This is a genomic window from Pseudomonas nitroreducens TX1, from assembly GCF_000313755.1.
Taxonomy (GTDB): Bacteria; Pseudomonadota; Gammaproteobacteria; order Pseudomonadales; family Pseudomonadaceae; genus Pseudomonas; species Pseudomonas nitroreducens_A.
The window spans coordinates 65163-77034 of sequence record NZ_AMZB01000126.1 but is presented as its reverse complement, the minus strand read 5'-3'; the positions used below and the strand labels follow the sequence as shown (position 1 = coordinate 77034).

General features: G+C 67.1%; 15 protein-coding genes. 11 read left to right on the top strand and 4 right to left on the bottom strand.

From position 1 onward, the window contains the following. Positions 1-155: 155 nt before the first annotated feature. Positions 156-1043: a drug/metabolite exporter YedA gene (yedA, locus tag C167_RS0122920; RefSeq protein WP_026079227.1), complete on the bottom strand. Its 888-nt coding sequence runs from the start codon at positions 1041-1043 to the stop codon at positions 156-158. Between the two features lie 167 nt (positions 1044-1210). On the opposite strand from yedA, the gene C167_RS0122915 reads away from it, so the two are divergent. Further along, positions 1211-1657 carry an Lrp/AsnC family transcriptional regulator gene (locus tag C167_RS0122915; RefSeq protein ID WP_017520644.1) on the top strand — a complete coding sequence of 149 codons (447 nt, stop codon included), beginning with the start codon at positions 1211-1213 and terminating at the stop codon, positions 1655-1657. Positions 1658-1905: 248 nt separating this feature from the next. Here the strand turns inward: C167_RS0122915 and C167_RS0122910 are convergent, their stop codons facing one another. Beyond that, on the bottom strand, positions 1906-3183 hold the full coding sequence (locus C167_RS0122910) for an acetyl-CoA C-acetyltransferase (RefSeq protein WP_017520643.1): 1278 nt from the start codon (positions 3181-3183) through the stop codon (positions 1906-1908). Between the two features lie 168 nt (positions 3184-3351). Here C167_RS0122910 and C167_RS0122905 point away from each other — a divergent pair, with 168 nt between their 5' ends. Further along, positions 3352-4707: a 3-oxoacyl-ACP reductase gene (locus tag C167_RS0122905; RefSeq protein ID WP_017520642.1), complete on the top strand. Its 1356-nt coding sequence runs from the start codon at positions 3352-3354 to the stop codon at positions 4705-4707. A 117-nt stretch (positions 4708-4824) separates the two neighbouring features. On the opposite strand, the gene C167_RS0122900 is transcribed toward C167_RS0122905, so the two are convergent. Further along, positions 4825-5229 (bottom strand): EF-hand domain-containing protein, encoded by a 405-nt coding sequence (locus tag C167_RS0122900; RefSeq protein WP_017520641.1) that lies wholly within the window; start codon positions 5227-5229, stop codon positions 4825-4827. Between the two features lie 64 nt (positions 5230-5293). Next, a complete protein-coding gene (locus tag C167_RS0122895; protein WP_017520640.1) occupies positions 5294-6301 on the bottom strand; it encodes an AraC family transcriptional regulator in 1008 nt (335 codons plus the stop codon). A 204-nt stretch (positions 6302-6505) separates the two neighbouring features. Between C167_RS0122895 and C167_RS0122890 the strand changes: the two genes are divergently transcribed. The 9 genes from C167_RS0122890 to C167_RS0122850 all read left to right on the top strand — a co-directional run bounded on the left by C167_RS0122890 (position 6506) and on the right by C167_RS0122850 (position 11846). After that, the gene (locus tag C167_RS0122890) at positions 6506-7363 is read left to right on the top strand and encodes a MaoC family dehydratase (RefSeq protein WP_017520639.1); all 858 of its coding nucleotides are present in this window, start codon (positions 6506-6508) and stop codon (positions 7361-7363) included. A 46-nt stretch (positions 7364-7409) separates the two neighbouring features. Next, the gene (locus C167_RS0122885; RefSeq protein WP_017520638.1) at positions 7410-7727 is read left to right on the top strand and encodes a nucleotide pyrophosphohydrolase; all 318 of its coding nucleotides are present in this window, start codon (positions 7410-7412) and stop codon (positions 7725-7727) included. Next, entirely contained in the window at positions 7724-8530 is an 807-nt protein-coding gene (locus C167_RS0122880; protein ID WP_017520637.1) for a methyltransferase domain-containing protein, read from the top strand. The genes C167_RS0122885 and C167_RS0122880 overlap by 4 nt, the downstream gene beginning before the upstream one ends. A 17-nt stretch (positions 8531-8547) precedes the next feature. Then, positions 8548-9144: a DUF4136 domain-containing protein gene (locus tag C167_RS0122875; RefSeq protein ID WP_017520636.1), complete on the top strand. Its 597-nt coding sequence runs from the start codon at positions 8548-8550 to the stop codon at positions 9142-9144. Between the two features lie 122 nt (positions 9145-9266). Next, positions 9267-9827 carry a DUF4136 domain-containing protein gene (locus C167_RS0122870; protein ID WP_017520635.1) on the top strand — a complete coding sequence of 187 codons (561 nt, stop codon included), beginning with the start codon at positions 9267-9269 and terminating at the stop codon, positions 9825-9827. Between the two features lie 25 nt (positions 9828-9852). Further along, on the top strand, positions 9853-10347 hold the full coding sequence (locus tag C167_RS0122865; protein ID WP_017520634.1) for a GNAT family N-acetyltransferase: 495 nt from the start codon (positions 9853-9855) through the stop codon (positions 10345-10347). After that, the gene (locus C167_RS0122860) at positions 10334-10708 is read left to right on the top strand and encodes a DsrE family protein (protein WP_081596710.1); all 375 of its coding nucleotides are present in this window, start codon (positions 10334-10336) and stop codon (positions 10706-10708) included. The genes C167_RS0122865 and C167_RS0122860 overlap by 14 nt, the downstream gene beginning before the upstream one ends. Further along, complete coding sequence (locus C167_RS0122855; protein WP_410478130.1) at positions 10684-11166, top strand: glycine cleavage system protein H; 483 nt, start codon at positions 10684-10686, stop codon at positions 11164-11166. The genes C167_RS0122860 and C167_RS0122855 overlap by 25 nt, the downstream gene beginning before the upstream one ends. Continuing rightward, positions 11163-11846 (top strand): M15 family metallopeptidase, encoded by a 684-nt coding sequence (locus C167_RS0122850; RefSeq protein ID WP_017520631.1) that lies wholly within the window; start codon positions 11163-11165, stop codon positions 11844-11846. The genes C167_RS0122855 and C167_RS0122850 overlap by 4 nt, the downstream gene beginning before the upstream one ends. Positions 11847-11872: the final 26 nt, after the last annotated feature.

Here is an 11872-nt window from a genome sequence, read left to right as displayed (position 1 = left end):
ACCTCGGCTCGAAGGGTGGATCAGTGGCCTGGGCGTATGGCGCGCGGGTGTACTGAAGGGAAAGAAGAACGGCCCCCGAATGGAGGCCGTTTCATACCCTAGCGAATCGCGCGAAGGGCGCGAAATAACCTTTCGGGCTTAGCTCATGCCGCGGATCAGACGGCTTCCTTGCGCCGCCACTGCGGCAGGCCGATCAGCACCACGGCGCTGATGATCACCGCCATCGCCAGGGACTCCGCCAGGCCGATGTGCTCGCCGGCGAACACCACGCCGAGCATCACCGCCACTGCCGGGTTGACGTAGGCGTAGCTGGTCGCCGCCGCCGGGCGCACATTGGCCAGTAGGTACATGTAGGCACTGAAGGCGATGATCGAACCGAACACCACCAGGTAAGCCAGCGCGCCCCAACCGGCGGCGGTGGGCATCTGTTCCATGCGCTCGCCGCTGAGGAAGCTGCCCAGCAGCAGCACGCCGCCGCCCACCAGCATCTCCACTGCGCTGGCCATGGCGCCGGCGGGCAGATCCAGGCGCCGGCTCCACACCGAGCCGAAGGCCCAGGTGGCCGCGGCGAAGAGAATCAGCGCCGCGCCCGCCGGGCTGCCCTGCAGGTTCGAGCCGAGGTTGAGCAGCACGATACCGAACAGGCCCAGGGCGATGCCGGCCCACTCCAGCGCATTGGTGCGGTTGCCGAAGAAGCGCCCGAACACCAGGGTGAACAGCGGCACGGTCGCCACCGCCAGCGCCGCCACGCCCGAGGCCACGCCCCAGTGTTCGGCCACCGTGACCCCGCCGTTGCCGCAGCTGAGCAGGAGGATGCCGATGGCGCCCGCCGACAGGCATTGCCGGAACGTCGGCAGCGGCGCCCCGCGCCAGAGCATCCAGCCGAACAGGATGGCCCCGGCGATGATGAAGCGGCAGCCGGCCATCAGCATCGGCGGCCAGGACTCGACGCCGATGCGGATCACCAGATAGGTCGAACCCCAGATGAAGTAGAGGGCGAAGAAGGCGGCGATCAGGGTCAGTGAAATGCGGGCTCTGGGCATGGGCAGGGTAGTCATGGGAGGGGCTCGACAAGGCAGTCAGAGCGCTTCATTTTATGTAGGTCAATCGCCCGGGATAAGGCACAGACAACGCCAATACGGGCATAACACTTTTCATTCGACGGATTTTCAGCCGCCTTTCCGTTGAATCAGAAAACCGGAGATGGACCATGGACAAATACGACCGCGCCCTGCTCGCCGCCCTGCTCGAAGACGGCCGCCTGTCCTTCGCCGAACTGGCCCGGCGCATCAACCTGTCGCCGCCGGCGGTGGCCGACCGGGTGGCGCGCCTGGAGGCGGACGGGGTGATCACCGGTTACCACGCCAGCGTAGACCTGTCGAAGATGGGCCGCTCGATCCAGTGCCTGATCGAGATGCGCCTGAACGACCACCGCAGCAAGAGCATGCTCGACCCGCTGCTGGAGATTCCGCAGATCATCGACTGCTTTCGCATCACCGGCGAGGCCTGCGTGATGCTCAAGGTGGCGGTCAGTTGCACCCAGGAGTTGGAAGAGCTGATCGACCGCCTCGCCCAGTTCGGTACCAGCAGGACCTCGCTGGTGCTCTCGACGCCGTTCTCGCAGCGAATCCATCCGGGGATGTTGCAGGGCGGTTGAGTTGCCTTTCTAGAAGGAAATTGCGCTCCGACCGGTAAATCCCGCGCTTGCCGGTTTGCTGTAGGAGCGAGCTTGCTCGCGAACACCGGTCGGCTCCGACGCTGGGGCGGTTCGCGAGCAAGCTCGCTCCTACCGGTAACGCCCGCCCGACGCGGGGATAAAAAAAGGCGGCGCCGCTCGCGCGGTGCCGCCTGAAGTCACGGAGTTGCTTACATCGGGGAGGAAAACATCCGTCCCGCTGTATTGGATTACCGTTCTACGATCGCGGTCACACCTTGGCCGCCTGCCGCACAGATCGAGATCAATCCGCGCCCCTTGCCGGCACCGTCCAGCAGCTTGGCCAGGTTGGCGACGATGCGCCCGCCAGTGGCGGCGAACGGATGGCCGGCAGCCAGCGAGCTGCCTTTCACATTGAGCTTGCTACGGTCGATGGAGCCCAGGGGTGCGTCGAGGCCGAGGCGGGTCTTGCAGTAGTCCGCGTCCTCCCAGGCCTTGAGGGTGCAGAGCACCTGGGCGGCGAAGGCTTCGTGGATCTCGTAGAAGTCGAAGTCCTGCAGGGTCAGGCCGTTGCGTGCCAGCAGACGCGGCACCGCGTAGACCGGCGCCATCAGCAGGCCCTCGTGGCCGCCAACGAAATCCACCGCCGCCGCTTCGCCATCCTTGAAATACGCCAGGATCGGCAGGCCGCGCTCCTTCGCCCATTCTTCGCTGGCCAGCAGCACCACCGAGGCGCCATCGGTCAGCGGCGTGGAGTTGGCCGCCGTCAGGGTGCCGCGCGGCCCCTTCTCGAACACCGGCTTGAGGGTGCCGATCTTCTCCAGGTTGATATCCGGGCGCAGGTTCTGGTCGCGCACCAGGCCGCGGAACGGCGTCATCAGGTCGTTCTGCCAGCCTTCGTCGTAGGCGGCGGCCAGCTTGTGGTGACTCTCGAAGGCCAGCTTGTCCTGGTCGTCGCGCGGGATGGCCCAGGTCTGCGCCATCAGCTCGCAGTGCTCGCCCATCGACAGCCCGGTACGCGGCTCGCCGTTCTTCGGGATGTGCGGCATCAGGTGGCGCGGGCGGATCTTCAGCAGGCTCCTGATCTTCTCGCCGTTGGACTTGCCCCGGTTGGCTTCCAGCAGAATCTTGCGCAGCCCCTCGTTGACGCCGATGGGCGCGTCGGAGGTGGTATCCACGCCGCCGGCGATGCCGCAGTCGATCTGCCCGAGGGCGATCTTGTTGGCCACCAGGATCGCTGCCTCCAGACCGGTGCCGCACGCCTGCTGGATGTCGTAGGCCTGGGTTTCCGGCGCCAGGCGCGTGCCCAGCACGCACTCGCGGGTCAGGTTGAAGTCGCGCGAATGCTTGAGCACGGCGCCGGCAACCACCTCGCCCAGGCGCTCGCCGTGCAGCTTGTAGCGCTCGATCAGGCCGTCCAGCGCACAGGTCAGCATCTCCTGGTTGCTCGCCGTGGCATACACGGTGTTGGAGCGGGCGAAGGGAATTCGGTTGCCGCCGACGATGGCGACCCGGCGCAGTTGGGTCATGCAGAGCTCCTACAAGGGTGAGCGTTGAAGTGCGGTCAAGGCTAACCTTAGCCGCTTGTGTCGCATTGGCCGCCCCGCCGTTGCGCAGGTCAGCGCGGTCAATTGCGCCGAACCCGCCGCTGCGTAGAGTGGTCAGCACTTTAGAGAACCCGTGCAGGAGCCCGTTCCATGACCGATCGCTACATCGCCTTCGCCAACTCCAACGTCGGCCGCCGCCTGGTCGGAGCCCTCGGCCTGCCCGCGCCGGTCCGCCTGGAGCGCTGGAGCGCCGGGCGCACGCGGCCGGTCGACGGAGCGCTGCTGCTCGGTGGCGAGGGCAACCTGAACGAGGCAGTGCTGCCGTTCGCCGAGCGCCTGACCGATGCGGTGTTCTCCTTCAGCGAAGGCCAGTACGGCCTGCCGCGTTGGACCGCCGAGCATGGCCCCAAGCTCAAGGCCATCGTCTTCGACGCCAGCGGCCTGACCCGCTTCGAGCAGACCCTCGAGCTGCGCACCTTCTTCCAGGGTGCCCTCAAGGGCCTGGATAAATGCCCGCATGTGGTGATCCTCGGCCGCGCGCCGGAATCGCTCAAGGACCCCATTGCCGCCAGCGTTCAGCGCAGCCTGGAAGGCTTCAGTCGTTCCCTGGGCAAGGAAATCCGTCGCGGCGGTAACGTGCAACTGGTCTACGTCGGCAAGGGCGCCGAGGACCAGCTCGAAGGCGCGCTGCGCTTCTTCCTCTCGCCCAAGAGCGCCTATGTGTCCGGACAGGTCGTGCGCCTCGCCGCCTACGACAAGCAGGTTCAGGACTGGAGTCGTCCGCTGGTGGGCAAGCGCGCGCTGGTGACTGGCGCCGCCCGCGGCATCGGCGCGGCCATCGCCGAGACCCTCGCCCGTGACGGGGCCGACGTGGTGCTGCTGGACGTGCCGCCAGCCAAGGAAGCCCTGGATGCGCTGGCCGCGCGCCTGGGTGGACGTGGCGTGGCGCTGGACATCTGCGCCGCCGATGCCGGTACGCAACTGGTCGAGGCGCTACCCGATGGCGTCGACATCGTGGTGCACAACGCCGGCATCACCCGCGACAAGACGGTCGCCAAGATGAGCGAAGCGTTCTGGACCTCGGTCATCGACGTCAACCTGCAGGCCCCGCAGGTGCTGACCCAGGCGCTACTGGACGCCGGCAAGCTGCACGACGACGGCCGCGTGGTGCTGCTCGCCTCCATCAGTGGTATCGCCGGCAACATGGGCCAGACCAACTATGCGGTGAGCAAGGCAGGCCTGATCGGCCTGGCGCAGGCCTGGGCGCCGGCGCTGGGCAAGAAGGGCATCAGCATCAATGCGGTGGCGCCGGGCTTCATCGAGACCCAGATGACCGCTGCCATCCCGCTGACCATCCGCGAAGCCGGCCGGCGCATGAATTCCATGGGCCAGGGCGGTTTGCCGCAGGACGTCGCCGAGACCGTGGCCTGGTTCGCCCAGCCAGGTTCGGGCGCGGTGAGCGGGCAGGTGCTACGGGTCTGCGGGCAGAGCCTGCTGGGCGCCTGACCGCATTCCCCTGTAGGAGCGGGCCATGCCCGCGATCGCGCCCATGGGGCGCCCCTACAGCATCGTAGGGCGTGACTGGACTCCCCTGTAGCGTTGGCGCAGAAACGGGGAAAAAGATCAGCTTCGCGCCGCGATCAGCTCGCGGAACTCCTCCGCGCTCACCCGGTGATCGCCATTGCGGTCGGCGCGCACGATCAGCGCAGGCTCCTGGGTCAGGAATTCCGCTTGGCTGACCTTGCCGTCGCCATCCTGGTCCGGCCAGGCGATGGCGTTGGGCGAGACCTGCACACTGGGATTGGGCGGGGTCACTTCTTCGCGGGTGAGCAGGCCATCCTGGTTCCGGTCCAGCCGGTGGAACATGCGCACGCGCATGGCAGACAGGTCATCGGCCTCGATGAAGCCGCTGCCATCGCGGTCCAGTCGGGAAAACGCCGTCTCGCCCATTTCGCCCGCCACGGCTTGCTGAGCGCTCAGCAGCAGGACGGTGGACAGCAGCAGGGTCTGGCGGATTCGGCTTTGCATCGGGCGTACCTTGGCGGGAATTGACCGACAAAGCCTATCCAGAGTCGGACTCGAAACGGTTCGATCACTCCGCCGGCGGTTGCGGCCGGCCGCGGCGGCGGAACTCCACCGGAGTCTCGCCGACCCAGCGCTTGAAGGCACGGTAGAAGGTACTCGGCTCGGAAAAGCCGGTGCGCTCGACGATGACCTCGATTCGCTCGTCGGTCTTGAGCAGCAGCTCCTTGGCCAGGCGGCAACGGTAGTCGGTGACCAGGTCGTTGAAGCGCACCCCGGCCATGGCCAGGCGCTCGCGCAACCGGCGGGCCGGCATGTCGAGACGGGCCGCGACCTGCTCCAGCGTCGCACCGCCATCCACCAGCAACACGCCGATCAGCTCGCGCACCTTGCGCACCAGGTCCAGGCGCTCCACCTCCGCCAGTTGCCGGCGCGCCAGGGACTCGTGCATGCGCAGCAGTTCCGGCGCGGCGTGGCGCGAGGGTTTCTCCAGCACTCGGGCATCGAACACCAGCGCATAGCGCTCGGCGCCCAGCACCGCAGGGCAGCCATAAACTTCCCGGTAACGCGCGGCGGGCGCGCCTTCCTCGTGCATCAGCTGCACTTCATGGGGCTTGAAGTCGCCCTCGGTGAGCGCGTGGAACAGGCGCACCACCGCGCCGGCGAGCATCTCGGGGAAATGACGATTGGTCCCGGCAGTATGGCCGAGCAACAGCACGGCCTTCTCGCCCTCCACCTCCAGGCGGGCGTTGAGGGTGTCGGAGAGCAGGCGCACGTAGCGCAGGGCGTGGCGCAAGCCTTCGCCAAAGGTGGCACTGGAAAGGAACAGGTACTCCAGCAGCAGGCCATGGAACGCCGGCAGGTGGCCAGCCAGGTACAGGCCGACGTGCTCTTCGCCACATTCTTCGGCGGCCGCTTTCCAGAACAGGTTCTGCGCACTGTGGGGGAATCGTCCGGCAGGCAGGCTGCCGGCAGGCAGGCCGACGCGAGCCAGCACACGGTCGGGGTCGGTGCCGCTGGCGCGCAGGGCGTCGATCACCGGGCGCATCAGCGCCACATCGTCGGTCAGATCACGCATGGTGTTTTTTCTAGTTATCCATGGGGCGGGCCCATCTTAGGCAGCTTTCCCATCCCCCCTCAAGAGAATCAGGAAGCAGGTTGAGGGAAATATCCGGGCAATCGAACGGTCACATTGACTTGCCTGCCGCGCGCCGCGTTGCCACGGCCAATGCCCGCGCCTGAGCGGCGGCTAAGCTGATTGAATACCGCAAGGAGATTCCCGATGCCCCGCGATTGGCTTGACCTGTCCGCACCACCCGCCCTCACCGGCCTGTTCGCCCGCGCCGCCGTGCGCCGCGGCGTGCGTGGCCGCAGCCTGCCGACGCGCGGGCTACGCTGCCCGGTCACGGTGGACCCGAAGCACCTGGAGCGCTACCGCAAGGTCTGCGGCTTTACCGACAACCACCTGTTGCCGCCGACGTATCCGCACATCCTCGCCTTCGGCCTGCAGATGGGCCTGCTCACCGACCCGAGCTTCCCCTTCCCGCTACTGGGCCTGGTGCACCTGGAAAACCGTATCAGCGTGTTGCGCCCGCTGGGCGGCCTGGGGCCGTTCAACGTCAGTGTGCGAGTGCAGGACCTGCAACCCCACGAAAAGGGCGTGACCTTCAGCATCATCACCCAGCTCCACGACCAGCTCGGGCTGCTCTGGGAAGGCGACAGCCGCATCCTGTTCCGCGGCATGCGCCTCGACGGCACACCGCCTGCGCGCGAAGAAATGGCCGAGCTCCCGCTGGAACAGATCGACGCCTGGAACTGCCCGGCGGACATCGGCCGGCGCTACGCCCGCGTGGCCGGCGACTACAACCCGATCCACCTGTCGGCCGCCAGCGCCAAGCTGTTCGGCTTCCCCCGCGCCATTGCCCACGGCCTGTGGAACAAGGCGCGCAGCCTGGCCGCCCTGGGCGAGCGCCTGCCGATGTCCGGCTATCGGGTCGACGTGCGCTTCCAGAAGCCGGTGCTGCTGCCGTCCCAGGTCAACCTGCTGGCCAGCGAGCCGGCGCCCTCCGGGCAGTTCAGCCTGCGCGGCAAGGACGGCCTGCCGCACATGGCCGGCAGTTGGAGCCCGCTGGACGTTTGACGCGCCAGGCTTGAAGCTATGGGGCTCACGTTGGAGCCCCATCTGCATGAACCTCGAAGCCATCACCGCGCGCCTGCACGCCATCCGCGACCACAACGACTGGAGCCGCTTCCACAGCCCGAAGAACCTGGCCATGGCGGCCAGCGTGGAAATGGCCGAGCTGGTGGAAATCTTCCAGTGGCTGCGCGAGGACGAATCGCGCCAGCTGCCCCCGGAGAAACTCGCCCACGCCGGGCAGGAAGTCGGTGACATCGTCCTTTACCTGCTGCTGATGTGCGCGGAACTGGGCATCGACATGGACCAGGCGGTGCTCGCCAAGCTGGCCGACAGCGAAAGGCGCTTCATCGAAGGGGGCGCCAAGTGAGCGATTCCCCGAAGACCGGCGACCGCCATTTCGACGAACTGGCCACGCGCTTCGCCGAGAAGATCTACGGCGGCGCCAAGGGTGCCATCCGCCTCGCCGTGCTCCAGGCCGACCTTGCCGAAGCCCTGCCCGACCGCCCGCTGCGCGTGCTGGATATCGGCGCGGGCCTGGGGCACATGTCACTGTGGCTGGCCGGGCGCGGCCACGACGTCACCCTCGCCGAACCCGCTGCGCCGATGCTCGAAGGCGCACGCCAGCGCTTCGAGGAAGCCGGCCTTGCAGCCACCTTCATCGAGGCGCCCTGGCAGGACCTGCTCGGCCAGCTCAACGAACCCTATGACCTGGTGATCTGCCACGCCGTACTGGAATGGCTGGCCGAGCCACTGGCGATCCTGCCGGTACTGCACCAACTGACCCGTGCCGATGGCTGGCTGTCCCTGGCCTTCTACAACCGCGACGCACTGATCTATCGCAACCTGCTCAAGGGCCATTTCCGCAAACTGCGCAAGAACCGCTTCTCCGGCGAGGGACAGAGCCTGACTCCGCAGGAACCGCTCGACCCGCGCGTACTCGAAGCAGCGATGGCCGGCCACTGGAACATCGCCGCGCGCAGTGGCGTTCGGGTGTTCCACGACTACATGCCGGTGGAGTTCCAGCACAAGGCCGAACCGCTGGACCTGGTGGAGATGGAACTGCAATACCGTCGCCACCCCGCCTTCGCCGGTCTCGGCCGCTACCTGCACTGGCTGTGCCGGCCGCAGGATCAGGTGCATAGTCTTGTCAGCGCACGCCAATTGAAGTGAGCGTGCGGGAGTCCGTCATGCCGCGTTACCTGCTGATTCTGCCGCTGTTCGCCACCCTGGCCGCGTGCCAGAGCCCGAATCCCTACAGCAATACCTCGCTGCCGATCCCACCCGCCCCCGCGCAGGCTGCCAACCCGGGACTCGATCCTGGCAGCTATCCCGCGCCGCCGCTGGACTACGGCCAGTACCGTTCGTGGAACTGGGCCAACGGTGCCAGCTTCGGCGGCCCCTTGCAGGACGCCGTCAGCGAAGCCCTCGACCAGCGCGGCCTGCGCCCCGCGCGCTCGAATGCACCGGCAGACCTGACGGTCAGTGCACAGCTCTCCAGCGAACAGCGCACACGACAAACCACCGATTACTACAACGGCGGCTACTACGGTGGCTACAGCCGCTGGAACGATCCCTGGTATGGCGGCTACGGCGCGTCCTACCCGGTCACCCGCACCTACGTCGTCACCGTCAGCGTGGTGCACATCACCCTGTTCGACGCGCGCAATAACCAGCAGGTCTGGAGCGGTAGCGCCGAGTATGAGGCCGGCAGCAACCAGAGCGACCAGGCCCGCGCGTTGCGCGAAGCCGCACGCAAGGCCATGGACGGTTACCCGCCGGGCTGACTGCCCGCTGGCGGGAAATCCTGCCAGGCATTTATCCGCTGCGACGCTGCGCAGCCCGTCTGCCGCTTGCCTTTGCGCGGACTCTGCGCTTGGATGAAAGCTCTGTCAGGAGTAATCCAACCATGATCCGCCGCTTACTGTTACTGGGCCTGATGCTTGGCCTCGCCGCCTGCGAAACCACCAGCGTCAGTCGCGACTACGACACCACCCGCGACTTCTCCCGCTACCTGACCTGGAGCTGGGCGCAGCCGGCCTTCGAGTACCGCCCGGACGACCCGCGCATCAAGAGCGACCTCACCGAACAGCGCATCAGCGACGCCATCGCCGGCGAATTCGACCAGCGCGGGCTGCGCCAGGCACAGGGCGGCAACCCCGGCGACGTGAAGCTGCGCGCCTACCTGATCGTCGATCAGCGCCAGGACCAGGTCACCACTTACAGCGGCGGCTACTGGGGCGGTTACTGGGGTGGCTACTGGGGCCCGCCGCCCATGGCCGAGAGCCGCACCGTGACCTACAAGGTCGCCACCATCCAGGTCGACATGTTCGATGGCAAGGACGGCAAGCTGGTCTGGCGTGGCAGTGGCGAGCAGATCATGCGCAGCAGCCCGCCGACGCCCGCCGAGCGCGAAGCGGCGATCCGCGAGACGGTGCAGAAGATCATCGCCCAATACCCGCCGCACTGACCGCCGCAAAGACATCGGAGAACGCGTGAACCAGCCTGCCCTGCAACACCGCCCCGCCCTCGCCGACGACCTCGGCGAGCTGGTCGGCTTTCCCCAGGATGCCGACGAACTCTTCTATTGCTACCCCAAGGCGAGCTGGCCACTGACCACCGGCCAACTCGCCGCCGCCATCGCCGAAAGGCGCGGCAGCACGGTAGCGCTGCTCGATGGCCGCCTCGCCGGTTTCGCCAACTTCTACCAGTGGCAGCCCAACGAGTTCTGCGCGCTGGGCAACATGATGGTCGCGCCCTGGGCGCGTCGGCATGGCGTGGCGCAGTACCTGATCGAGGTCATGGAGAATCTCGCCCGCGACCAGTACAAGGCGCAGGTCATGAAAGTGTCCTGCTTCAACGCCAACGCCGCCGGCCTGCTGCTTTACGCACGCCTGGGCTACGAGCCGCAGGGCATAGTCGAGCGCGCCGATCCGCAGGGCCGGCGCATTGCCCTGGTCCAACTGGAGAAAACCCTTGTCCTCGCCTGAGCCCCAGCGGGTGCTGATCGTCGTCAGCAGCGGCCCGAGCACCCCGGCGCGCTGCGCCGCGCCCTTCTACACCGCCACACTGCTGGCGTGCATGGACGCCAAGGTCACCCTGTTCCTCAGCGGCGAAGGCACGCGCCTGGCCTTCCAGGACATCGCCGACCACCTCTACGCCGCCGAGGGTGGCGAGCCCATCAGCCACTTCATCCAGCAGGCCAAGGAAGCCGGCGCACGCCTGCTGATGTGCCGCGCACCGGGCGTGGCCATCGACGAAAGCCGGCTGATCGAGGAAGTCGACGAGATCGCCAGCGGCGGCGAGCTGGCCCGCATGATCCTCGAATACGACCGGGTGCTGACGCTGTGAAGCTGCACGGCCTGGAGTTCCCCGACGACCTGCTCTATGCCCCCGACTACAACCTCTGGCTGCGCGAGGAGCAAGGCGGCGCTGTCACCCTCGGGCTCACCGCCTACGGCTGCGCGGTCTACGGACAGATCTTCGCCTTCACTCCCAAGCGCGACGGCTGGCACATCGACTGCGACCGCAGCTTCGGCGTGGTGGAGTTCGCCAAGGCCGCGTCGTCTGCACGCAGCCCGCTGGACGGCACGGTTCTCGCCAGCAACGAAGCCGTGGTGCGTCGACCGGGCCTGATCAATCAGGACTGCTACGGCGAAGGCTGGATGGTGCGTCTGAAGCCCGATGACTGGACCGCTGCCCGTGGCCACTTCCTGCAGGGCGACGCCGCACTGGAGGCCTTCGCCCAACGCATGCATCTGGACAATTTCGATCCCGACGACGATGGGGTCCAGGCCCTGCGTCCATGAGCCGGGCAGGCCTGAGCCTCGCGCTGCTGCTCGGCCTGCTGACCAGCCCGGCGCTGCGCGCCGACCAACCGACGCAGGACGGCTTCGTCTATCTCGATCAGGTTTTGAAGTCCGCACGCTACGACGTGCGCTACGCCGGCGCCGACAACTTCGTCGGCCAGCCCATCGATGGCTATCAGAAAGCCCGGATCATCCTCACCCGCGACGCCGCCGTCGCATTGGCAGCGGTGGAAAAGGACGTCGCCCTGAGCGGCCTGGCGCTGAAACTCTTCGACGGCTATCGCCCGCAGCGCGCCGTGGATGACTTCCGCCGCTGGGCTGCCGACTCGCAGGATATCCGCCAGAAGGCCCGCTACTACCCGCAACTGGACAAGCCCGCGCTGTTCCGCGACGGCTACATCGCCAAGCACTCCGGGCACTCGCGCGGCAGCACCGTCGACCTCACGCTGGTGGATGCGAAAAGCGGGAAAGAGTTGGACATGGGCAGCCCGTTCGATTTCTTCGGGCCCATCTCCCATCACGGCACCGCGCTGGTCAGCGTACAGCAGACGCGCAACCGCGAAACCCTGCGCCAAGCCATGCTCCGGCACGGCTTCGAACCCTACGCTGCCGAGTGGTGGCACTACACCCTGAAAGCCGAGCCCTATCCCAAGACCTACTTCGACTTCCCGGTGCAGTGAAAGCGTCGCGGCCGTCCCTGGCCGCA

What these genes read in the sequence shown, in the direction of transcription:
- C167_RS0122890 (WP_017520639.1), top strand. Translation starts at nt 6,506, where the DNA reads ATGCCCCGCGATTGGCTTGACCTGTCCGCACCACCCGCCCTCACCGGC.
- C167_RS0122895 (WP_017520640.1), bottom strand. Translation starts at nt 6,301, where the DNA reads ATGCGTGATCTGACCGACGATGTGGCGCTGATGCGCCCGGTGATCGAC.
- C167_RS0122915 (WP_017520644.1), top strand. Translation starts at nt 1,211, where the DNA reads ATGGACAAATACGACCGCGCCCTGCTCGCCGCCCTGCTCGAAGACGGC.
- C167_RS0122850 (WP_017520631.1), top strand. Translation starts at nt 11,163, where the DNA reads ATGAGCCGGGCAGGCCTGAGCCTCGCGCTGCTGCTCGGCCTGCTGACC.
- C167_RS0122900 (WP_017520641.1), bottom strand. Translation starts at nt 5,229, where the DNA reads ATGCAAAGCCGAATCCGCCAGACCCTGCTGCTGTCCACCGTCCTGCTG.
- C167_RS0122875 (WP_017520636.1), top strand. Translation starts at nt 8,548, where the DNA reads ATGCCGCGTTACCTGCTGATTCTGCCGCTGTTCGCCACCCTGGCCGCG.
- C167_RS0122905 (WP_017520642.1), top strand. Translation starts at nt 3,352, where the DNA reads ATGACCGATCGCTACATCGCCTTCGCCAACTCCAACGTCGGCCGCCGC.
- C167_RS0122885 (WP_017520638.1), top strand. Translation starts at nt 7,410, where the DNA reads ATGAACCTCGAAGCCATCACCGCGCGCCTGCACGCCATCCGCGACCAC.
- C167_RS0122910 (WP_017520643.1), bottom strand. Translation starts at nt 3,183, where the DNA reads ATGACCCAACTGCGCCGGGTCGCCATCGTCGGCGGCAACCGAATTCCC.
- C167_RS0122870 (WP_017520635.1), top strand. Translation starts at nt 9,267, where the DNA reads ATGATCCGCCGCTTACTGTTACTGGGCCTGATGCTTGGCCTCGCCGCC.
- yedA (WP_026079227.1), bottom strand. Translation starts at nt 1,043, where the DNA reads ATGCCCAGAGCCCGCATTTCACTGACCCTGATCGCCGCCTTCTTCGCC.